The sequence below is a fragment of the Cohnella sp. GbtcB17 genome (assembly GCF_019091135.1).
GTDB lineage: Bacteria > Bacillota > Bacilli > Paenibacillales > Paenibacillaceae > Cohnella.
Genome location: NZ_JAGXJW010000030.1, coordinates 59,619 through 81,041 on the forward strand (window position 1 = coordinate 59,619; position 21,423 = coordinate 81,041).

General features: G+C 57.9%; 17 protein-coding genes. 12 read left to right on the plus strand and 5 right to left on the minus strand.

What is annotated here, in order from left to right; genetic code table 11:
* Positions 1–80: 80 nt before the first annotated feature.
* Complete coding sequence (locus KVT38_RS17550; RefSeq protein WP_217595038.1) at positions 81–1,016, plus strand: MBL fold metallo-hydrolase; 936 nt, start codon at positions 81–83, stop codon at positions 1,014–1,016.
* 56 nt (positions 1,017–1,072) lie between these two features.
* Here KVT38_RS17550 and KVT38_RS17555 read toward each other — a convergent pair whose 3' ends face one another.
* Both KVT38_RS17555 and KVT38_RS17560 read right to left on the minus strand, forming a co-directional pair.
* Positions 1,073–1,942, minus strand: a complete 870-nt coding sequence (locus KVT38_RS17555) for a class I SAM-dependent methyltransferase (protein ID WP_217595039.1) — start codon at positions 1,940–1,942, stop codon at positions 1,073–1,075.
* Between the two features lie 37 nt (positions 1,943–1,979).
* A complete protein-coding gene (locus KVT38_RS17560) occupies positions 1,980–2,717 on the minus strand; it encodes a response regulator transcription factor (RefSeq protein WP_254639304.1) in 738 nt (245 codons plus the stop codon).
* Between the two features lie 121 nt (positions 2,718–2,838).
* Between KVT38_RS17560 and KVT38_RS17565 the strand changes: the two genes are divergently transcribed.
* Positions 2,839–4,899 (plus strand): ATP-binding protein, encoded by a 2,061-nt coding sequence (locus KVT38_RS17565; RefSeq protein ID WP_217595041.1) that lies wholly within the window; start codon positions 2,839–2,841, stop codon positions 4,897–4,899.
* Complete coding sequence (locus KVT38_RS17570; protein ID WP_217595042.1) at positions 4,896–5,522, plus strand: phosphatase PAP2 family protein; 627 nt, start codon at positions 4,896–4,898, stop codon at positions 5,520–5,522. Before KVT38_RS17565 ends, KVT38_RS17570 begins: the two co-directional genes overlap by 4 nt.
* On the opposite strand, the gene KVT38_RS17575 is transcribed toward KVT38_RS17570, so the two are convergent.
* On the minus strand, positions 5,494–5,856 hold the full coding sequence (locus KVT38_RS17575; RefSeq protein WP_217595043.1) for a helix-turn-helix domain-containing protein: 363 nt from the start codon (positions 5,854–5,856) through the stop codon (positions 5,494–5,496). The two genes, KVT38_RS17570 and KVT38_RS17575, sit on opposite strands and share 29 nt — an antisense overlap.
* Before the next feature lie 187 nt (positions 5,857–6,043).
* On the opposite strand from KVT38_RS17575, the gene fur reads away from it, so the two are divergent.
* The 3 genes from fur to KVT38_RS17590 all read left to right on the plus strand — a co-directional run bounded on the left by fur (position 6,044) and on the right by KVT38_RS17590 (position 8,680).
* Positions 6,044–6,523: a ferric iron uptake transcriptional regulator gene (fur, locus tag KVT38_RS17580; RefSeq protein ID WP_217595044.1), complete on the plus strand. Its 480-nt coding sequence runs from the start codon at positions 6,044–6,046 to the stop codon at positions 6,521–6,523.
* 188 nt (positions 6,524–6,711) lie between these two features.
* The gene (locus tag KVT38_RS17585; RefSeq protein ID WP_217595045.1) at positions 6,712–7,449 is read left to right on the plus strand and encodes a hypothetical protein; all 738 of its coding nucleotides are present in this window, start codon (positions 6,712–6,714) and stop codon (positions 7,447–7,449) included.
* A 253-nt stretch (positions 7,450–7,702) separates the two neighbouring features.
* Positions 7,703–8,680 (plus strand): aldo/keto reductase, encoded by a 978-nt coding sequence (locus KVT38_RS17590; protein ID WP_217595046.1) that lies wholly within the window; start codon positions 7,703–7,705, stop codon positions 8,678–8,680.
* Between the two features lie 82 nt (positions 8,681–8,762).
* Here the strand turns inward: KVT38_RS17590 and KVT38_RS17595 are convergent, their stop codons facing one another.
* Complete coding sequence (locus KVT38_RS17595) at positions 8,763–11,033, minus strand: helix-turn-helix domain-containing protein (protein WP_217595047.1); 2,271 nt, start codon at positions 11,031–11,033, stop codon at positions 8,763–8,765.
* A 260-nt stretch (positions 11,034–11,293) separates the two neighbouring features.
* On the opposite strand from KVT38_RS17595, the gene KVT38_RS17600 reads away from it, so the two are divergent.
* The 6 genes from KVT38_RS17600 (at position 11,294) to KVT38_RS17625 (ending at position 21,075) form a co-directional block, all read left to right on the plus strand.
* Entirely contained in the window at positions 11,294–12,262 is a 969-nt protein-coding gene (locus KVT38_RS17600; RefSeq protein ID WP_217595048.1) for an ABC transporter permease, read from the plus strand.
* A 13-nt stretch (positions 12,263–12,275) separates the two neighbouring features.
* A complete protein-coding gene (locus tag KVT38_RS17605) occupies positions 12,276–13,148 on the plus strand; it encodes a carbohydrate ABC transporter permease (RefSeq protein WP_217595049.1) in 873 nt (290 codons plus the stop codon).
* 101 nt (positions 13,149–13,249) lie between these two features.
* Positions 13,250–14,830: an extracellular solute-binding protein gene (locus KVT38_RS17610; RefSeq protein WP_254639306.1), complete on the plus strand. Its 1,581-nt coding sequence runs from the start codon at positions 13,250–13,252 to the stop codon at positions 14,828–14,830.
* A gap of 33 nt (positions 14,831–14,863) precedes the next feature.
* Positions 14,864–16,018 carry a GNAT family N-acetyltransferase gene (locus KVT38_RS17615; protein WP_217595050.1) on the plus strand — a complete coding sequence of 385 codons (1,155 nt, stop codon included), beginning with the start codon at positions 14,864–14,866 and terminating at the stop codon, positions 16,016–16,018.
* Between the two features lie 64 nt (positions 16,019–16,082).
* On the plus strand, positions 16,083–18,404 hold the full coding sequence (locus KVT38_RS17620; RefSeq protein WP_217595051.1) for a glycoside hydrolase family 9 protein: 2,322 nt from the start codon (positions 16,083–16,085) through the stop codon (positions 18,402–18,404).
* 223 nt (positions 18,405–18,627) lie between these two features.
* Positions 18,628–21,075 carry a bifunctional diguanylate cyclase/phosphodiesterase gene (locus tag KVT38_RS17625; RefSeq protein ID WP_217595052.1) on the plus strand — a complete coding sequence of 816 codons (2,448 nt, stop codon included), beginning with the start codon at positions 18,628–18,630 and terminating at the stop codon, positions 21,073–21,075.
* Positions 21,076–21,129: 54 nt separating this feature from the next.
* Here the strand turns inward: KVT38_RS17625 and KVT38_RS17630 are convergent, their stop codons facing one another.
* The gene (locus KVT38_RS17630; RefSeq protein ID WP_217595053.1) at positions 21,130–21,420 is read right to left on the minus strand and encodes a DUF2653 family protein; all 291 of its coding nucleotides are present in this window, start codon (positions 21,418–21,420) and stop codon (positions 21,130–21,132) included.
* Positions 21,421–21,423: the final 3 nt, after the last annotated feature.

Sequence of the window (21,423 nt, forward strand, 5' to 3'; positions counted from 1 at the left end):
CGCCGAGACTGGGCACTTGGACGCGGGGCTTGATACAATGGAAGGAAAAGGACGGCGTCTAAAAGGAGCATTGAGTTAAGATGGCGAAAAAGTACGAAAATGCCGACGGCTCTTCGAACGTCAAATCGTTTGCGGAGCTGCGACAGTGGCAGAAAGAACGCCGGTCCAAAAAGAAAGACCTGTCCTTTGTCGTTTCCCGTATCGAACCGAATATGGCCTTACTGTCCGCGAACCGAAGCGAGCCGAGCTTGACGTTTATCGGACACTCCACCTTTCTTGTGCAGCTTGGCGGACTTAATATCGTGACGGACCCCGTATGGGCGTCTCGAATGGGGTTCGCCCCAAGGCTGGCACCTCCGGGTCTGCCGATCGCGTCACTACCGCCGATCGACGTCGTCGTCCTTTCCCATGCGCATTACGATCATCTTCACTTGGGCAGCCTGCGCCGTTTGCCCGGCGATTTTATCGCACTTGTGCCCGACGGTCTGGCCGCATGGTTCAGACGCAAAGGCTTCAAGCGCGTCGAAGAGCTTACATGGTGGTCCGAGACGCGTATCGGCGACGTCACGTTCGGCTTCGTGCCGGCCAAGCATTGGACGAGGCGGACGCCATGGGATACCAATTCGTCGCATTGGGGCGGCTGGGTGATGCGGCATCGTTCGGACAGTTTGTATTTCGCCGGAGACAGCGGCTACGATGGTGCTTTCCGCCAGATCGGCGCGAAGTACGGAGACATCCGCGTGGCGCTTATTCCGATCGGGGCTTATGAACCGGAATGGTTCATGGGAGGCTCGCATATGACGCCCGAAGAAGCGGTACAGACCTTTGAGGATGTCGGCGCGCGTTTTTTCGTACCGATGCATTACGGATCGTTCCGGCTGGCCGACGATACGCCGAAGGAGGCGCTCGACCGGCTGAACGCCGAATGGGAACGACGGGGGATGCCGGCAGGCAGGCTGTGGACGATGGAGCATGGCCGAACGAAGCTGTGGTCGGCCGACGAGACAAGCTTATAGAAGCCGAACAACCGCCCTAGCCCGAGGCTTGGAGCGGTTGTTCGGCTTTTTAACGTTTATTCCGCGCTTTCCCACCGTCCGTATATACCGCAGGGCAGCGTCAGCCCGCTGCGCGTAATCGGCAGCCCGATCTCGCCGGCATCGATCTTGCCGCCGTGCCGGCGGCCGATCGACATGTGCAGCAGATTGTGCAGCACGGTCGGCGACAGGCCGGTCGTGTACGAGTTGACGAGCACGAACAGCGGATCGTCGGAGAGGATGCTCTTGCACTCCTCGAGGAACGGGTACAGGCTGTCCTCGAGCTTCCAGGTCTCGCCCCCGGGGCCGCGGCCGTAGGAGGGAGGATCCATGATAATGGCGTCGTACTGCTTGCCGCGGCGCTGCTCGCGCTGCACGAACTTGAATACGTCGTCCGTAATGTAGCGCACGGGCGCGGATTCGAGGCCGGAGAGCGCCGCGTTTTCCTTGGCCCACTGGACCATCCCTTTGGCCGCGTCGACGTGGCACACTTCGGCGCCGGCTGCCGCCGCCGCGACGGTCGCCCCGCCGGTATAGGCGAACAGATTGAGCACGCGAATCGGTCTGCCGGCTTCCTTGATCCGCTTCATCATCCAGCTCCAGTTGACCGCCTGCTCGGGGAAGAGGCCCGTGTGTTTGAAGTTGGTCGGCTTGATGTGGAAGCGGAGCGGACCGTAGGAGATCGTCCAGCGCTCGGGCAACTGCTTGTTGAACTGCCACTGGCCGCCCCCGGAGGAGCTGCGAAAATAGTGGCCGTCGGGTCGCTGCCAGTCGGCGGATTCCTTGGCGAGCGGCCAGATGATCTGCGGGTCGGGGCGTCTTAAGATCACGTCGCCCCAGCGCTCCAGCTTGTCCCCCGCGCCGGTGTCGATGAGCTCGTAGTCTTGCCAATCGGTTGCCATTCTCATTTGCCGTTTAACTTCCTTTTCTATTCGAATTAATCGGTCAGCGCGCGTCTTGAAGCGATGAGCATTCAGCCAGGAAGCGATATCCGAAGCCCCGCACCGTATGGATGTATACCGGATTCGACGGGTCGGGCTCGATCTTTTTGCGGAGATTGCTGATATGCACCATCAGCGTTCGGGTGTCGCCCATGCTGTCCGTATGCCAGACGAGCCGGTACAGCTCGTTCATCGCGAATATACGATTGGGCTGGCGCGCGAGGACGCACAGCAGCTCGAACTCCTTGGCCGAGAGCGTGAGCTGCTCGCCGTCGCGCCGGACCTGGAACCGCCCGGGATCGATCTCGAGGCTCCCGAACGTCATCGGGCGCTGCTGCTCCTCCGCCTGCTGCCGGTCGCGCCGGCGCCTCCGGCGAATATGGGCCTGCACGCGCGCGACGAGCTGCCTCGGACTGAACGGCTTCGTAATATAATCGTCGCCGCCCTCGGAGAGGCCCAGGACGATGTCCGCATCCTCGCTTTTGCAGCTGAGGAAGAGGATCGGCACTTCCGCGCAGCTGCCTTCGCGCAGCCGCCTGCAAACCTCGATGCCGTCCATGTCGCCCAGCGACACGTCCAGGATGACCAAATCCGGACTTAACGCATCCGCTAGCTGCAGCGCGTCCTGCCCGCATTCCGCGGCATGCACCGCGAAGCCTTCTTTAGTCAGGAACAACCCGATCAGTTCGGTGATCTCGCGCTCGTCGTCGACGACGAGAACGGTGCCAATCGGTTTGCTCAAGATAGTTCCCTCCCATGCCATGTCAACGTTCGACTGTACCTTATTATACTTAAAGCGTTGACGCATAAGCAATGCGCGTTTACGATGAGGACAGCGTTTCATTGGCAGGAGCGATTGGAAAATGAGTGCAAATCAAACAAGACGGAGACAGGGCGCGCTGTTTGTCTTCGTCTTTGTGATGGCGCTGGCGGGACTCTCGGGCGGCTTCGCGCTTGGCGAGGGCGGACAACGGGGCAAGCCGGCGGCCAAGGACGGCATCGTCGACCTGAACGGTTATTCGTTCCAAAAGGACGGCACCGTTCCGCTGGAGGGAGAATGGCGCTTCGCGTGGGGTTCGCTCCGTCAAGCAGCGGACTTCGACCGGACGATTCGCGTCCCGGGCATTTGGAGCGGGCAGCCGGACGGGCTTGGCGGTCGGCTGCCGAGCCAAGGCTACGGCACGTACCGGCTGGAGCTGCGCAATCTGCCGTCTGAATCGCGTATGCTCGCCATCCGGCTGCCGAATTTATCGACGGCCTATGCGCTGTACGTCGACGGCGCGCTCGTCGGCTCGAAGGGCGTGCCCGGCGAAGCCAAAGCTTCGACGACGCCTTACCAGATGCCCGACACCGTATTTTTTCAAACCGTCGGCGACTCGGCGACGCTTGTGCTGGAACTGGCGAATTTCCATCATCGGACGGGCGGCATCCGCAGCGCGCTCGTGCTCGGCACGCCCGAGCAGATCAAGCGGCTCGCCTTCGGACACGAAGCCAGGGAGTTCGTCGTGCTGGGCTGCCTGCTTATGATCGGCATCTATCACATCGGGCTGTACGCGCTCCGCAGAAAAGAGCTGGACAATCTCTTGTTCGCCATGCTCTGCATTTGCGTCGCGCTTCGGATGAGCGTCATCGGCGAAGGCTTGCTGCCGAGGCTCGTCCCGGAAATAACGTGGACGGCGGCGGGGCGGCTCGAATACAGCTTTTTCGTGCTGAGCGCGCTCAGCGGCTACGCCTATTTCAGGCGGACGTACAGCAAGGAGATTACGCGCCGGTGGACGATCGCCGCAAGCGCGGCGGCCGCCGTCCTGTTGGCTTTGACGTGGGGGTTGCCGCTGCTCGCGTCGAGCTCGCTTATCGTGCTTTATCAAGCGTTCGTCGTCGTCTTGAGCGCCGCATCGCTGTACCTGCTGATCGTGGCGCTCATTCGGGGGCGGGAAGGCGCGGCCCTGTCCCTGATCGGCGTCGCCGGCCTAGTGGGTACGGTGCTCAGCGACATCTTTTTTTACAACGGCTGGTGGCGCGCGCCGGACATGGTTCCGTTCGGACTGCTGTTTCTCGTCGTCATGAACTCCTTCCTCATTTCGCTGCGGTTCTCGCGGACGTTCGCCAAGGCCGAGAAGCTGTCCGCGGAGCTGCGCCGATGGAACGGCCAGCTTGAGGAACGCATCGCGGAGCGGACGGAGGCGCTTCACGCGGCGGAGCAGTCGCGCAGACGGCTCGTCAGCAACATTTCGCACGATCTTCGTACGCCGATGACGCTTATTCAAGGCTACCTGGAGGCGCTGCGGGACGGCGTGATCTCCGATCCGCAGCAGCGGGAGGCAGTCATCGGCGCCATGCTGAAGAAAGCGGAAGGGCTGAACGAGCTGGTCGGCGATTTGTTCGACCTGTCCATGCTGGAGGCGCGGCAAGCGCAAATGTCGTACGAGCTAGTGCCTTTGACCGCATGGCTCGAACGGATCGCGGATAACTACGGCATGGAAATGGTCACGAAGGGCATCGCTTTCGAATGCCGGGCCGACGGACCGGGAATCGAGACCGTCTGTCTGGAGCTCGACGAGCGGCGAATGGACCGGGTCATGTCCAATCTGATCTACAACGCCATTCAGGCGACGCCTCGCGGCGGGGAGATTCGCATCGAAGCGCGGCGGGGGGCGAGACCGTTCGAGGCAGAGATCGCGGTGCTCGACAACGGCGCGGGCCTGCTGCCCGAAGATTTGCCGAAGCTGTTCGAGCGATTTTACAAAAACGACAAGGCGAAAAATTATTCGTCCGGCGGCAGCGGGCTGGGCCTTGCGATCGCGCGCGAGATTGTGGAGACGCACGGCGGCCGCATCGAGGCGCGCATTCGCCCGGAAGGGGGCAGCGCCTTTATGATCACGCTGCCGATCGTCAAACGCATGAAGGAGGAGGACACTCAATGACATTAACAAGCGCGCAAAAAAGAACGATCTTCATCGCTATCGCCTTGGCGGCGCTGCTGTTCGCGACGATCACGTCCTTAAGGGCCGGCGGCTATGCCGGATGGGACAGGGCGGCGGCTGCGGCGGCATCGGACGCCCGCACACCCGGCTGGACGAGCTTGTGGCGCACGATGAACGAGATGGGCTCCACGGTCGTCATCGCCGCGATCACACTGCTGTCAGCGGCGTGCTGGTGGCTGCTGCGCTCCTGGAAGATCGGCGTCTCGTTCGTCGGCGTCGTCCTGGTCGCTTACGTCCTGCAGTCGGCGCTCAAATCCGCGTTCGGCTACGAGCGTCCGGACGGCGCTTGGGGCATTGCGCATGACGGCTTCGGCTATCCGAGCGGCAACGCGACGATCGCGGCGGCGTTGTACGGCTGGTGGCTGCTGCTCGGATGGCTCGCGCTGCGCGGACGCGTCCTGAAAATCGTCGTCGGTGCAATATCGTTCGCGCTCGTTGCGGCGACGGGCTGGAGCCGCATTTACTTCAGCGTTCATTATCTTTCGGATGTATGCGCTGGCTTTTGCATCGGCAGTCTGTGCGCGCTTTTGGCCGCTATGATTTGCTTTTGGCGACGGACCTGACGTTTTTTTTGCGCTCGCCTTCGACGATGTCGATCAGGAGGCCGATCGACTGCTGACGCTGCTCCTGGTCCATCGACTTGAACAGTTCGAGCATTTTATGCTCTTGGGGCTCGGTCGGATGCGCCGGGCGCTTCGCGCCTCCTCCACCGATGATGTAATCGAGCGAGACATTGAAGTAATTCGCAAGCTTGATGAGCGTTTCGTAAACGGGGTGTCGGTTGTTGATTTCATAATGGCTGTAAGCGGATCTCGTAATGCCGACCTGACGCGCCACTTCCTCTTGGGACAGGTGGCGTTCGAGGCGAAGCTGCCGAAGGCGGTCTCCCATGCTCATAGCGCGTAGCTCCTTGCTATATTAAGTGGTCTATTTGTTTATAACTGTATGATACAATATGTATCATGTCAAGCGTTTTCATTCAAACGCGGCGATTTCTTTTATGGAAGTCATCGGTTATAATAGTTTAGAATCATTATAATCTGCATGGCGTTTATCCGTCCTGCGGACGAAGGGGGCAATCCCGATGGCGGCGTTCGAAGATCAACTCATTAAAATAAATAAGCAATTGCTCAGCAAAGGCTACAAGCTGACCTCGCAGCGCGAGGCGACAGTACGCGTGCTGCTCGAATACGAGCAGGACCATCTCAGCGCGGAGGAAGTGTTCATGCTTGTGCGGGAAGTGCAACCGGACATCGGCCTTGCGACCGTCTACCGCACCCTGGAGCTGTTGGCCGAGCTTCATATCGTCGAAAAAATGAATTTCGGAGACGGGGTCGCCCGGTTCGATCTCCGGAGCGACGAGAGCGCGCATATGCATCACCATTTGATCTGCACCGTCTGCGGGCGGCTGAAGGAGATTAAGGAAGACTGGCTCGGAGAGCTCGAACTGCGTCTGGCGCGGGAATACGGCTTCCAGGTGACCGACCATCGTCTTGAATTCACGGGCACCTATGCAAGCTGCCAGCGCGAAGGATGCAAGCGGGCGAACAAGGCGGTTTCTTAAGCGGCAACCACCAGCCGGGCAAGACTGTATGTGTCCTGCATGACGTATTGCGGCATAGCCCAAATAGAGCAATAGGCAAGCCCCCGTTGGACCGAAGCGTTCGCTTCAATGCCGACGGGGGCTCGTTCGCGGGGGCGAAAGCCGGTCATCGAGACGAATCCCCCAAGCGGTAAGAAGGGAGCCGACCTATGTTATCCGATAACTGGCATCGCCTGGAACCGTTTATCCGGAGTCTGCCGAAGAAGGAGCGTTACGCAAAGGAAGATTTGCTCGTCCCGGAAACGAGACTTTGGCGCGAAGGACCGGTCGACATGTATTACGCGCCGCACCACGAATACATAAGCCGCGACGCCAGAGTCGTCGTCGTGGGACTCACGCCCGGCTGGCAGCAGATGGAGCTGGCCTACCGGACCGCGAGCCTTGCGCTCGGGCGCGGGTGTTCCGCGGAAGACGCATGCCGCGAGGCCAAGCTGGTCGCGCGGTTCGCCGGCAGCATGCGTCGCAACCTGGTCGGCATGCTGAACGAGCTAGGGCTTGCACAACGCTTCGGACGGTCGGACGCCGCCGAATGGTTCGAAGCCGCGGATGCCGGTCTGCACACTGCGGCCATATTGCCTCAGCCGGTGTTCGTCGGCGGACTGAATTATACGGGACATCGTCCCCCGCTCACACCGGGCACGAAGCTATACGAATTCGCTGTCGATTCGCTTCGAACCGAGCTGTCTTCGCTTGGGCGCGTCCTCGTCATCCCGCTCGGCCGAACGGTGGAGTGCATATGCACCGCGCTAGTGGCGGAAGGCTCGCTTCGCGAAGATCGTTGCCTGCGCGGCTTCCCGCATCCTTCAGGCGCGAACGGACACCGTCACCGGCAATTCGCGCAGGCGAAGCCCGACATGCTCCGCATACTTGCGGCATTTGCGGATTAGCGCTTGTCCGATTTGCGTTTAAGCTGCCGCGCGCGGAACATCAGCCAGCCTACAGCAAGGATCATTACGATGAACATAATCGTGTAAGTAATAACCATTTCAGCACCTCCACTACCATAAGCTTTACCCGTCCGGCGTCTTTATGCAGCTTCTCCGAGATGGCAAATCGATGACAATTGGCAGGATTGGCAAAACTGTTATGGTATCGGTTACAATAGAGACGAACTTCATATGTCGAGGAGGAGATTCGCTAGTGAAATTCAGCCAACTGGGCAAGTCGGGACTCAAGGTCAGCAAGCTTTGCCTCGGAACGATGAACTTCGGCGTGGACACGGACGAGAAGGAAGCGTTCCGGATGATGGACGCGGCGCTCGATGCCGGCATCAACTTCTTCGACACGGCGAATGTTTACGGTTGGGGCAAGAATGCGGGCCGGACCGAGGAAATTATCGGGCGCTGGTTCGCCCAAGGCGGAGGCCGCAGGGAACGCGTCGTGCTCGCGACCAAGTTCTACGGCGATATGAGCGACGCGCACGACGGCCCGAACGGCGAAGCCGGCCTGTCGGCGTACAAGCTGCGCCGCCATCTGGAAGGCTCGCTTCGCCGTCTGCAGACGGACCATATCGAGCTGTACCAGATGCATCACGTCGACCGCAACGTATCGTGGGACGAGCTGTGGGACGCGTTCCGCATCGCACAGTATCAAGGCAAGATCGGCTACGTGGGCTCGAGCAACTTCGCCGGCCGCGACCTGGTCAAAGCCCAGTACGAAGCGAAGTCGAAGGGCATGCTCGGGCTTGTGTCCGAGCAGCACAAGTACAGCCTCATCACGCGTCTTCCCGAGCTTGAAGTGCTGCCCGCGGCGGAAGAGCACGGCATCGGCGTCATCGCCTGGAGTCCGCTCGACGGCGGGCTGCTCGGCGGTCACGCGCTGAACCCGGCGCCGGGCTCGAAGCGGGCCAGCGATCAGACGCGCGTGGACAAGTATCGTCCGCAGCTCGAAGCGTTCGCCAAGCTGGCCGCCGAGCTCGGAGAGTCCGAGGCGAATCTGGCGCTGGCCTGGACGCTGGCGCATCCGGCGATGACCGCGCCGATCATCGGCCCGCGCACGATGGAGCAGCTCGACGGCGCGCTGCGCGTCGTCGACATCGCGCTTGACGAGGCGACGCTGAAGCGCCTGGACGAGATCTTCCCGGGGCCAGGCGAAGCGCCGCGCGCCTACGCCTGGTAATACGCATAAACGGATTGAAGCCGCTCGCGACCGCGAGCGGCTTTTTCACGAGCGGAAAGGATAAGCCCCACTAATGCTTAGCCTATAGATTGCTTGCATCCGAACGCTGTGCCGAGGGCGGCAGCGCTTTGCGGTATTCGCCCGGCGTAACGCCCGAGCAACGCTTGAACATACGAATAAAAGAGTTGACGTTCTGATAACCGACATAACCGGCCACATCCGCAATGCGAAGCTCCAAATTCGTGAGCAGCGCTTTGGCTCTATTGATTCTAAGCTCGTTCAGATGATCGCTGAAGTTGATTCCGACTTTTTCCTTGAAGTACCCCGACAGATAACCCGGCGTGAGATTGAGCTTGTCGGCGATGGCATCGAGATTGATATCCTCGCAGTAATGGTTCTCCATATAGTCGAGGACGAAGGAGGCGATCGGATCCTTCGTCACGCTCTTCTCGGCTATGGCGGCCAGGGCCGGGCGGATCAGCTCTCGGAACCAGTCTTGGTACTGCTTCACATTATACAGCCGGCCGATTTTCTCGATATCGAGCAGCATTTCGGTCCGTGCGCGCATGTTCAGCTTCGCGAGCGTTATCTCAACTTGCTCCGCCGCACCCCGGGCAAATGCCCGATATTCTCTCACGGCCGCATCTTTGCGCTTCAGCACATCGAGCTGCCGGTCGACCCACTCGAAAACGGCATTTTCGTTGCCGTTCACAAGCAGCGTATGCAGATCCTCTCCGGCTGTAAGCTTCAGGCGGGATGCATTCGACAGCGACGCCCTCGGACCTGTGATAATTTGGGTATCTCCGTTCAATTTTCGCTCGCTTAGCAGCTCGGCCAATTGACCATACGCTTCTGTAAATGAAGTGTGAGCCGGATAAACCGGGCTGGCCGCAATCGTCAGGTATAAATAATCGTCTGCAAGCAGCAGTTGCTTTAAGGTCTCAAGCGTTTGCACAAGGTCGCTTTGGGAATCCGGATCGAAAATTAATGACATTAACCGATTCTGTTCAATCGGCAGCGTAACGCCATCCCTTGGAGAAAAGAGGTTGTGAATGAGCCTGCGGAGCATCAGCATCTCGCTTTCGTAGGCCCGTTCGGGATTTTTGAATACAATTTCATAAAGAACGGCTGCAAAAGGTCTGTCCGATTGTACAAGCTGTTCGATATCGGCGAGATTGGGCGCCATCGGTATATTTTTCACCTTGTTCGTATAAGCGTACTGCTGAACGAGCGTATTTTTGCGGTCGAGATCGGTGCGTATTCGTTCATTGGTCTGCAGAATGCTGCTCATCCGGTCGCCCAAGATCGCATACTCCCGAATGTTGCTGATCGGCTCCGCTGCTGCGGATTTGCGTTCGAGCATCGCGATGAGCCGGCGAAGCGGATGGTTGAGCCGCAGGCTGAACAGGACGGAGGTGACGATGGCGACCGCGACGGCGGCGGACAGCAGGGAGACAAGCAGCACGTTTAGCCTCATCATCTCGGCGGCGATGCTGGCGATGGGGACGACGCGCTCATATGTGAAGCCGGTGTCCGCCCCTTTTTTATAGAAATAAAAGAAGTTGCCGTTCCGTTCATGATACGTATCGCGGTGCAGCGGCACGGGAGAACGCATGTCGTCGAAGGGAGAGGAAGCAAACAGCATCGCTCCTTCCCGGTCCCAGATCGAAAAGGTCGAATCGCCCGATTGGCCATAGGCGGCATACAACCGCTGCGGATTCACCAGGAGGAGCCCGTAGACGTCCCCATACGATGCGGCCTTGAACCAGATCGGCATCAAGGGACCCTTCGGACGCGTTTGGCCCATCGTATGCTCCTGAAAGTCGGAAACCGGCAATACCTGCATAAAGGTGTTGCCGGCCGTTGACTGCGCCCAATATTCGGGTGGGTAATCCTTGCTGGCGTAATACTTGCCGAACATGTCTTCGATGCTGCTGGTGCCTTCCTTTTCCAGCACATAACCGGCCTTTCGAAAGATAAGGATGAAGTTGTCCAAATGAAGGAACGGATTCGTGTACAAGGCGGCCAGATTGTCTTTGACTTCGGGGATGATGTCATAGCGCTTGTTGTCTTTAACGCGGTTAAGAATCTCGAGATTGGCGATCCATCTGTCGGAGCGCATCAGGGAGATTAGCATCGTCTGCGTCATCCGAAATTGATTCTCGTAGCTGTCGACGGTCTGCTTCATGCCGAGCTCGTTATAGCGTACGATTTCTTTGTACAGCTTGCGGCTCAGATAGAGGTAGGCGAACAGATTGAAGGAAGCGAGCAACACAATCACGCATAGGAAACTGACCATCAGCTTGACGAACAGCGTGTTAAAAGCAAGCTTGAGCCCGGCACGTTTGATCATCTTCGAATTCCCCCCGGCAAGCAGCCTCGCGATCTCGTATTTTACATTTCGTTAACATCATCATACCGATTCAAATCTGACAGCAACAATATGCATTTTTACTTTTTTGTATTCAGTTCTTCCGCTTTCCGCAATCGTGACGATCGGCAGGAATACGTGGAGATATATTTACATGAACAAAGCGGGATATGATGCGAGTACACCGATTCCAGGCATCACGGCTGCTTCCAGACTTTTAACTGACAGAAGGGGAAATGCGTATGGCTCAAGCAAGCGCGACGACACGTCCGATCGGAAAGGAGAAGCCGATACCCGAGCCGAAGGCATCCCGGTTCAAACGGCTCTGGCAGAACAACAAATATTTATGGCTGCTTTTTCTGCCCTGTCTGATCTATTATCTCGTGTTCCGCTATGCGCCCATGTTCGGGCTGGTGATTACGTTCAAAAACTATAATCTTTTCAAAGGCATTTGGGCCAGCGATTGGGTCGGCCTCAAGTATTACCGCTTGTTTTTGAACAATCCGGATTTTTGGCCGCTGATGAAGAACACGTTTCTTCTGGGCCTGTACAGGCTCCTATTCGGCTTTCCCGCACCGATTATACTTGCGCTGCTGCTGAACGAGCTGAGAAAGGCGGCGGTCAAGCGGTTCGTGCAGACGGTCAGTTACCTGCCTCATTTTATTTCCAACGTTATCGTTGCGAGTATGGTCATCATGTTCCTGTCACCGACCGGCGGGCTTGTCAACAACCTGCTGACGGGGCTCGGTTTCGAGCCGATCAATTTTATGAACAAGCCGGAGATGTTCAGAGGGATCTACGTGATCTCGGAAATCTGGCAGCATATCGGCTGGGAAACGATTATCTATCTGGCGGCGCTGACAGCCGTGGATCCCCAGCTGTACGAAGCCGCCAGTATCGACGGCGCCAGCCGGATGCGCAAAATGTGGCATGTCACGCTTCCAGGCATTTCCTCGGCGCTCGTCATCACACTCATTCTGAATATCGGCCAAGTGCTGGAGATCGGCTTCGAAAAGGTGTACTTGATGCAAAATCCGGCCATCTACGATACGGCTGATATCATCAGCACCTACGTTTACCGGATCGGACTGGTGCAGGGCAACTTCAGTTACGGTTCCGCGATCGATCTTTTCATGGGCATCATCAGTTTGATCTTCATCTATGGCGCTAACTGGATCAGTCGGCGCGTCAGCGAGACCAGCTTATGGTGAGAGGAGCCGCTGTATGATCAACTCGCAACGGCCGGGCATTTTCCCGATCGTCAGTGCCGTCATTTTGACGATCGTCGTCGTCGTGACGCTGTATCCGTTCGTTCATATGCTTGCCGTCTCGTTCAGCGGCGACATCTATGTCATGCAGAACGAGATTACCGTTTGGCCGAAAGGCTTTAACGTCAAAATGTACGAGCTTGTGCTCGGGGACCCCAAGATCTGGACCGCATTTCAAAATACGATCGTCTATACGGCGCTCGGAACCGCCATCTCGCTTGCGCTCACTTCGATGGGGGCTTACGCGCTGTCGCGTACGCAGATGGCATTTCGAAAATCGTTAACGATGTTAATCGTTTTTACGATGTTTTTCGGCGGAGGCATGATTCCGACCTATCTCGTCGTTCGGTCCCTCGGGCTCGTGGACACGATCTGGGGCATGGTGCTTCCCGGCGCGGTCAGTACTTGGAATCTCATTCTGATGCGCACCTTTTTTTCCGGCATCCCCAAGGAGCTGGAGGAATCCGGCCGTCTGGACGGCCTGAACGACATCGGCATTTTCCTGCGGATTATGGTACCGCTGTCAACCGCGTCGTTCGCCACCATTGCGCTTTTCTACGCAGTAGGTTTATGGAACAACTTTCAACTGCCGCTTCTGTACTTGCGTACGCCGGACACGTTCCCGCTGCAAGTGCTGCTGCGCAACCTCATCCTCGCCGGTACCGCAAGCTCGGGCGATGTGACGCGAATAGGAGGTGATAACCTCATCGTCGAAGAATCTCTGAAGTACGCCACGATTATGGTGTCTACGCTTCCGATTCTGGTGGTGTACCCTTTCGTGCAAAAGTACTTCGTCAAAGGGGCCATGATCGGGGCTATCAAGGGCTGAGCACGAAGGGACCGAACGCGATCCGGTCTGTACGAGATGTTCGAAGACGAGCAACAAAATCGATGTTGTTGCACATACAAACGCTTAGGAGCTGAACGAATTTGTCAAACGTCCTCAAAAAGTCCGCCATTCTGTTGGCGAGCGCCGCGGTGACGGCAACGATACTTGCTGCCTGTGCCAGTAACGACTCGAAAGACGGCGCGTCAGCCGGCGCAAGCTCCTCTGCTTCCTCCGCAAGCGGCGGGGAAGCGTCGGGCAAGCCAAGTTTGAAATTTACGGCGCTGCTCGACAACAACCCAACCTTTCCCTATTCGAAGGATTGGCCGATATGGCAATGGATCAAGGAGAAAACGGGGGTCACGCTTGAGGTGCAAACCCCATCGGGCAATCTGGGGGAATCGCTGAACCTGGCGGTCGCCTCCAAAGAAATGCCCGACCTCATGTATATGCCCAATCGCGAGGAATCGAACAAGTTCGGACAGCAGGGTGCGCTTGTGGATATTTTGACGTTTATCGACGACATGCCGAATCTGAAGGCCTGGATGGATAAGTATCCGGAAGAAGCGAAGGCGGCATTGTCGGCAGACGGAAAAATGTACATGTTCCCGAATCAGGGCTTCGGCGAGACGAACCGTTCGATCTGGATGTATCGAAAAGACGTGTTCGACAAGGAAGGGCTTAAAACCCCTTCGACCTTCGACGAGCTGTACGAAACGCTGAAAACGCTGAAAGCGAAGTATCCCGACTCCTACCCGCTGACGCTCCGCTACGGCGAGAACCAGGACGAGATGCTGGCGAATATGACGGTGGACTTCGAGACAGGCGAAGACGGCTATTACGACTTCGACAAGCAGGAGTGGCGCTTCGGCCCAACGGAGGCTAATTACAAATCGATGGTTGCGATGTGGAAAAAGTTTTATGACGACGGGCTCATTCCGCCGGATTTCCTGTCGCTTCAGACGAAGCAATGGCAAGACATGCTGTCCACTGGCAAATCGTTCATCACGATCGATTACATCAGTCGCATCGACTTCTTCAACAAGGCCATGCAGAAAGAGAATCCGGCATATAACATGCAGTTCATGGCGCCGCCAGCCGGCATAGCCGGCGGCAAGCAGCACAATCCGTATCTTCATTATCTCGAAAGCGGGCTAACGGTTGCTTCTACCTCCAAGCATATTAAAGACATTATGAAATATATGGATTTCTTTTACTCGGAGGAAGGCCGAACGCTTGTCAGTTGGGGAAAAGAAGGCGAAACGTACGAAAAAGACGGGGATCAGCTTAAATTCAAGCCGCAGTACACGGACATTATCGAAATGCGCAAGGCGACCGGGCTGAAGACGAGCGGCACTTACACGTGGATCGATTTCGATTCGGATTTGTCGCTATCCTCGGATGACCTCAAATACGCGTTCGAGGAAGCGGCCAAATACGATCTGCCTGCCATGCAGCCGCGTCCTGCGCTCACGGAACAAGAGACCGAGATCGTCGCCTTGACCGGCCAGGCGGTCACCAAGCATCGGGATGAGAGCATCGCCAAGTTCGTCACCGGATCGAGAAGCTTGGACGAATGGGATCAGTACGTGAAGGAAATGAACAACCTCGGCGTCGACAAGCTGCTCGATACGTACAGAGAAGCTTACAAGCGGGTTCAAAGCATCAAACTGGACACCAAGTAAACGGTATGTCGACGTTGACGGGAGGGAAGGAACGTGGATGAAGAAGGCGCTTCGGGCATGACCGGCATTCGAGCGTTGGCGCCCGAGGAAATGGCGCAAGCGATCTGCGGGTCCGACGCCGTGTTCCGCGATACGGAGCAAACTTCGATGGGGATCGCTTTTTCATCCGTTTTTTCGGCGGCCTTGTCGCAATCGCTCGGCGCCTTTGAAGACGGCAAGCTCGTGTCGTTCATGGGGCTTGTTCCCGCTACTGTGCGCATCGGGGCCGCCCATGTGCCGATATTCTCGATCGGCTCGGTATTCACAACGCCGGACTACCGCGGCCGCGGTCATGCCGGCCGCCTGCTGCAGGCGGCAAAGTCGCATATTCGGGCGTCCGGCGGTGCGCTTATATTGATCTCGGGCACCCGCTCGTTGTATTTGCGCAATCAATGCCATTCGTACGGCGAGATCACGCGCTTTACGATCGGGCCGGTTCAGGGAGAGGAACTGCTTCGGATCCATTCCGGCATCGCGGTTCGCGAGCTGTCGCGGACGGACTGGCTTCCAATGCAAGCGCTCGCTGATTCGCGCCCTGTCGCCTACGCGCAGACTGTGCGCGAGCTGGCGGAGCTGATCGCCTGCGAAGCGTATGCGAGCTGCTTCAAGCTGCGGCATCGCACGCTCGTCGCGACCGAAGGCGACCGCATCGCCGCGTTCGCCGTGGTGGCGATGCCGGACGGGCGCGGCAGCGGGCAGGAGCCATTCGCCGTCGAATGGGCAGGCGAAGCCGGCGCACTGGCCGCCATATTCGGTCATGCCGTCGTCGCATACGGATTGCCGCGGCTGGACGTGCCGGTCGCCTGGCACGAGACCGAGCTGCTGCAGGCGCTCTCAGACGTGCCGTCCGCCAAGGACCGCAATCTCGGCACGATCCATATCGCCGACGCGGAGCGGCTGTTCGAATCGCTGGCGCCGTATTGGCATGCAGCCGCGGCGAGCGATGTACCTCGAATCCGCACGCTGGCACATCATCGTTATGCGCTGACAGCGCCCAATGGCGGGGCGTTCGAGCTGGATGCCGAGACACTCGTCTCTCTGATGTTCGATCCCGTGCCGACGCAGCCTGCGGCGTTCGAAGCGCGCGCTGCGATGCCCGGTCTGTTCCCCGTGCCGCTGCCGTACGCCGGCGGGCTGAACTTCGTCTAAGCTGAGCTGATCCATCGGCTACGTCGAGCAAGAAACCTAAGCGAACGAAAAGGAGCTGAGCGCCATGTTTAAGGTTCTGAAAACGTACACGGTTCTGCTGACAGTCGCGATCCTGACGACCGCCATTTTATCTGCCTGCGGGATGAGGGAGGAGAATTCGGTGCAGGCCAACGCAAGCGGCATATTTATCCGCGTGAATCAGGTCGGATACAGCCCGGGCGCGAGTAAAGTTGGCATGGTGTTATCGAGTACGAATTTGAGCGGCGTCCGATACGATGTATACAATTCAAGCAATACTTCGGTACTGAACGGCACCATCTCCTCCGCCAGCAAAGGGAGCTGGGGAGATGCGGGCGGCGCTAATATTCCTTATTCCTATGCTTTGGATTTCAGCTCGCTCAATACGATTGGCAACGGATATTATATTAAAATCAACACCTATAAATCCCCGACCTTTAATATCGATCCTGCGGCGTACAGCAGTCTTGCCGACCTGTCCATGAAGTTTTTCAAGGTGCAGCGATGCGGCAATACGAATCCGGACGGTCATCTCGTCTGCCATGTCCCGGGATCGAATTCATCCGTTGACGGCAAGCCCGACGGCGCGTCCGGCACGAAGGACTTCACCGGCGGCTGGCACGATGCGTCGGATTATATCAAATTCATGAGCACCATCGGTCATGTCGCGGATGTGATGCTGACCACGTATGTCCATCATCCGGAAGTATTTCCCGAGCCCGGCAGCATAAACGGCGTACTGACGGAAGCCAAGGTCGGTCTCGATTTTATCCAGAAGATGTGGGACAACACGAACCAGATGCTGTACATGGAAGTCGCGGACGGGCTGGATCATGACGTGGAAAATGACGATCTGGATTCGCGCAGCAAAACCTGGCCGCAGAACGACAATACCATCTACGGCGCGGCGCGCCCGGTGCATCCGTCTCCTGCCGGTACGGGCGCCAATCTGGCCGGAAAGGCAGCCGCCGCATTGGCGCTTGGCGCCAAAATTTGGGGAGATCCGAACGGACCGAGCTATAACGCCGCATTGGCGAGCAGCTATCTGACCGCCGCCCAGCAGATCTACACCTGGGGCAAGACAAGGACGGGGATCGCAGGGGACGCTGACGAATTTTACGTGGATACCGATTACAAAGACGATATGGCCTGGGCGGCAGCCGAGCTCTACCGGGCGACAGGAACGGCCTCATACTTGACGGAGGCCAAAGCTTACAGCGACAGCGCGGGGGAATGGTACAACAAAAGCGATACGAGCCTCAACTGGTCGAGAGCCTATCATTGGGCCAACTATGAGATCGCCTCCCTGGACCCGACCTACAAAAATACGGCCGCCGGCCGGATCAACAACCATCTGAACTTAAAGAAGAACTACGCGAACGGACAGTTTTGGAATACGAGCAGCGATCCCAAATGGGGAACGTACGAAGCGATGAGCAACAATGCGGTTGAAGCGATGATGTATCAGGAGCTGACCGGCAATACCACGTATGCCGCGCTGGCTCAGCAGCAGATCGATTTTATGCTGGGCAAAAATCCCTGGGGCGTAAGCATGCTGAACGGGGCGGGCACGACCTGGTTTAAAAATCCTCGCCATCGCGTCACGACCTTGAACCGAGTGACCAATCCGAACTATCAGCTTCGCGGATCCTGGAGCGAAGGCTTCGAGACCAGCGCGCAATATGCGGTCGATCAGCAGGACCCCTTGCTGGCGGGCCAGGAAGACCCTGCTATCGTGCAGTTCAATGACAATCGAATGATCTGGCACGACAACCGCAGAGACTATGCCACGAATGAAGTGACCATCTCGGGCAATGCGGCGGGCATGGCGATGGTGGCGTTTATGGGCGGAGGCTCGAGCGCTTCGACCGACTACACGACGAACGGCGACGCCTACGTGAGAGACGGCACCTATGAGACGACAAACTACGGTACCGCATCGACGATCGATATAAAGGGAGATCCCGATGCGGGATATAACCGGAAAGGGTTCGTCAAATTCGATCTCACCGGACGCGCCGGCACATCCGTTGCTTCAGCGCTACTGAAGGTGTACGTTAACGCCGCCTCCGCAGCGACGCCTGTCAAGGTATATGGACTTGCAGGCAACGACAGCTGGATTGAATCGGGCACCGGAGGGATCACCTGGAACAATCAGCCCGGCAGTACGAACGCAGTACTGATTGGTACGCTTAACGTATCGGCGGCAGGCTGGTACACGATCGATGCCACAACTTATGTGAACAGCCAGTTTGGCGGAGACAAAAAAGTGACCTTCAAGCTGCAGGTCGAGAATAACAATGGTGCAAGCATAAGCTTGAACAGCAAAGAAAACACAGCCAATAAACCGGTGTTGACCGTGAATTAAGCTTTTGACAGCAGCAACGCTGTTCTAAGGACCGTCAGGGAACGAACTTGTCCCTGGCGGTTTTTTTACGGCTAAGAAGTATAATATGGAACACTTGATCGACAAAAATCGATGAATTATGATGAATTGCGCCAACATTTGGGTGTATTATGGTTCGATTCCACGTATAATGGGTAAAAGCGCGGCCTTATTGCGGCGCAAGATTTGTCAGGGAGGACCCTTCATGATGCACACGCACGGATCCTACGATCTCTCTCTCGTCTTGCTCTCCTATCTGATCGCCGTGCTCGCCTCTTACACGACGCTCGATCTCGCAGGCCGTATCGGCAAGGCGACCTCCGGCAACCGAACGCTCTGGATCGGCTTCAGCTCGGCCATTATGGGCATGGGCATCTGGTCGGTGCACTTCGTCGGCATGCTGGCCTTGCGCCTGCCGATGGTCGTCAAATACGACGGCATGCTCGTCTTCATATCCGCCGCCGCTGCGATCGCCGGCTGCTTCGCCGCGCTCCTGCTCGCGGCCAAGCCTCATTTGGGGTATCGCCGGCTGCTGCTGGCGGGCGTTTTCCTGGCCACGGGCATTTGCGCGATGCATTATATCGGCATGGACGCCATGAAAATGCAGATCGTCTATTCGCCTCTGATCGTGACGCTGTCCGTCGTCATCGCGTTGCTGGCTTCGGTCGCAGCGCTTTGGCTTGCGTTCGTCTATCACCGTCAGCAGAAGCGGTACGCGATCCGCAAGAAGCTGGCGAGCGGGCTGATCATGGGCGCAGCGGTCGCCGGCATGCACTATACGGGCATGAGCGCGGCCGCCTTCGAGATGGATCATTCCGCGATGCACGGCAGCATGGACATGTTTTCGAATCAACGGTACATGGCATACGGCGTCGTCGTCGGCACGCTGCTGACGCTGGGCCTGTCGCTGGCGGGCATCGTCATCGCCAAGCGGTTCGCGGCCAAGCAACTGCGTATCGAAGAGAGCCAGAATTGGTACAAAGCGATCTACGACAGCATGACCGACGGCATCATCACGCTCGGCCTCGATCATAAAATAACCGGTCTGAATCCTTCGGCCGAGCGCATCGTCGGCGTTAACCAGTCCGCGCTTATCGGCATGTCGCTGGAGGAACTGCTCCGCGTCGCCGTATCCGAGCGCTCCGTAGATCCGGAACACATTCTCGCGCTTGCCAAAAGCGGCAGGCACCAGCAATACGAATCGACCATTGTGAATGCCAAGGGCGATCGATTAAGTCTCATGGTGTCGATCGCGACCGTCCGTTCGGGCGAGGGGGACGTCGGCATGTACATGAAGCTTAGGGACATCACGGAAGACAAGTCCAAGGAAGAGCATATTCGGAAAATGGCATACGAGGACGACCTGACGGGCTTGCCGAACCGCCGCATGTGGCAAGAACGACTCGCGGAGACGGCATCCGGTTGGGGCAAGCATCGGAGCTGCTTCGCCGTCATGGTGCTCGATATCGACCGCTTCAAGTTGATCAACGATTCGCTCGGCCATCAATACGGCGACCAGTTCCTGAAGGACGTGTCGGAGCGGATCTTGCTGGCGCTCGAAGGGAGCAGCGCCGAGCTCGCGCGTCTGGGCGGCGACGAATTCGCAATTCTTGTCATGAACGCATGCAGCAGGGAGGAGTTGTCCGAGCTTGCCGAGGAGATCGTGCATCAGATTCAGCGCCCTTACCCGCTGCATCACCAGGACTACTACGTAACGGCCAGCATCGGCATCGCCGTCTGCCCGGGGCACGGCGAAGATCCCGACCAGCTGCTCCGGCATGCGGACCTTGCCATGTACGAGATCAAGAAGCAAGGGAAAAACGGATTCCGCTTCTACCAGCCCGAGCTGAACGACAAGCTGAACGAGAAGCTCGAGCTCGAGCGCGACTTCAGACAGGCGCTGCCGCGCAACGAGCTCGAGCTCTTTTACCAGCCGCAGGTGCGTTCCTCTGACGGCGTCATGATCGGCGTGGAGGCGCTTGTCCGCTGGAATCATCCCCGCAAAGGCATGATCTCTCCGGGCGTGTTCATTCCGCTCGCGGAGGAGATCGCGCTCGTCGGTCCGCTCGGCGATTGGGTGCTTCGCGAGGCATGCCGCCAGATGCGCGCGTGGCATCAGGCCGGCGGGCCGCTCGTGCCGGTGTCCGTCAATCTGTCCTCGCAGCAATTTTATCAATCGAATCTGGACGAGCATATCGCGAACATCCTGTCCGAGTCGGGGCTCGAGCCCCAGTTTCTCGACCTGGAAATTACCGAGAGCATGATGATGGACGTGGAGGTGTCGACGGCGATTCTGAACCGGCTCAGCGCGCTTGGCGTCCGCATCAGCCTGGACGATTTCGGGACGGGCTACAGCTCGCTCAGCTACCTGAAGCACTTCCCGATCCACAAGCTCACGATCGTCCGTTCCTTCATCCGGGACATCACCGTGAGCGAGAGCGATCGGGCGATCGTCGCGACGATCATCTCGATGGCCGAGCATTTGAAGCTCGACATTATCGCCGAGGGCATCGAGACGAAGGAGCAGCTCGATATTTTGCGCGAACAGTCTTGCAGGGAAATTCAAGGCTACTACTTCAGCAAGCCGATTCCGGCGAGCGAGATCGAACGGAGCTTTTTCGAGCCGCTGCGCGAGGGCAAGCTGAGAGCTTGACGCTTACGACAGAAGGGCCGGCGGTCAATGACCGCCGGCCCTTCCTTATTGCCGCTACTCTTCGATTACGTCTGCGAATATCTCTTCAAGCTCTTCGTCCGCCACCATCGTGATGGACGACGGGTAGACGCGGCGCTCGTACTCGGTCAGCATATATCGAACGATCGATTCCTTGAGATTGGCTTCGACCAGGTAGCGGCTGCGTCCTTCAACCCACACCTCGGCGGTGAAGCCTTGCTCGTCGTCCCACGAGAGCTCGACTTCAACGGCGGTGACGGGCACCTGCTGCCGCTCCGCCGTATGCAGGCATACGGCGTTTACGATCTCGTCCGTCGTCAGCCGCATATC

Bases quoted from the DNA above. Each gene is read 5' to 3' on its own strand.
- KVT38_RS17605 (WP_217595049.1), top strand. From the start codon at position 12,276: ATGATCAACTCGCAACGGCCGGGCATTTTCCCGATCGTCAGTGCCGTC.
- KVT38_RS17625 (WP_217595052.1), top strand. From the start codon at position 18,628: ATGATGCACACGCACGGATCCTACGATCTCTCTCTCGTCTTGCTCTCC.
- KVT38_RS17595 (WP_217595047.1), bottom strand. From the start codon at position 11,033: ATGATCAAACGTGCCGGGCTCAAGCTTGCTTTTAACACGCTGTTCGTC.
- KVT38_RS17630 (WP_217595053.1), bottom strand. From the start codon at position 21,420: ATGCGGCTGACGACGGACGAGATCGTAAACGCCGTATGCCTGCATACG.
- KVT38_RS17600 (WP_217595048.1), top strand. From the start codon at position 11,294: ATGGCTCAAGCAAGCGCGACGACACGTCCGATCGGAAAGGAGAAGCCG.
- KVT38_RS17565 (WP_217595041.1), top strand. From the start codon at position 2,839: ATGAGTGCAAATCAAACAAGACGGAGACAGGGCGCGCTGTTTGTCTTC.
- KVT38_RS17570 (WP_217595042.1), top strand. From the start codon at position 4,896: ATGACATTAACAAGCGCGCAAAAAAGAACGATCTTCATCGCTATCGCC.
- KVT38_RS17575 (WP_217595043.1), bottom strand. From the start codon at position 5,856: ATGAGCATGGGAGACCGCCTTCGGCAGCTTCGCCTCGAACGCCACCTG.
- KVT38_RS17550 (WP_217595038.1), top strand. From the start codon at position 81: ATGGCGAAAAAGTACGAAAATGCCGACGGCTCTTCGAACGTCAAATCG.
- KVT38_RS17555 (WP_217595039.1), bottom strand. From the start codon at position 1,942: ATGAGAATGGCAACCGATTGGCAAGACTACGAGCTCATCGACACCGGC.
- fur (WP_217595044.1), top strand. From the start codon at position 6,044: ATGGCGGCGTTCGAAGATCAACTCATTAAAATAAATAAGCAATTGCTC.
- KVT38_RS17620 (WP_217595051.1), top strand. From the start codon at position 16,083: ATGTTTAAGGTTCTGAAAACGTACACGGTTCTGCTGACAGTCGCGATC.
- KVT38_RS17585 (WP_217595045.1), top strand. From the start codon at position 6,712: ATGTTATCCGATAACTGGCATCGCCTGGAACCGTTTATCCGGAGTCTG.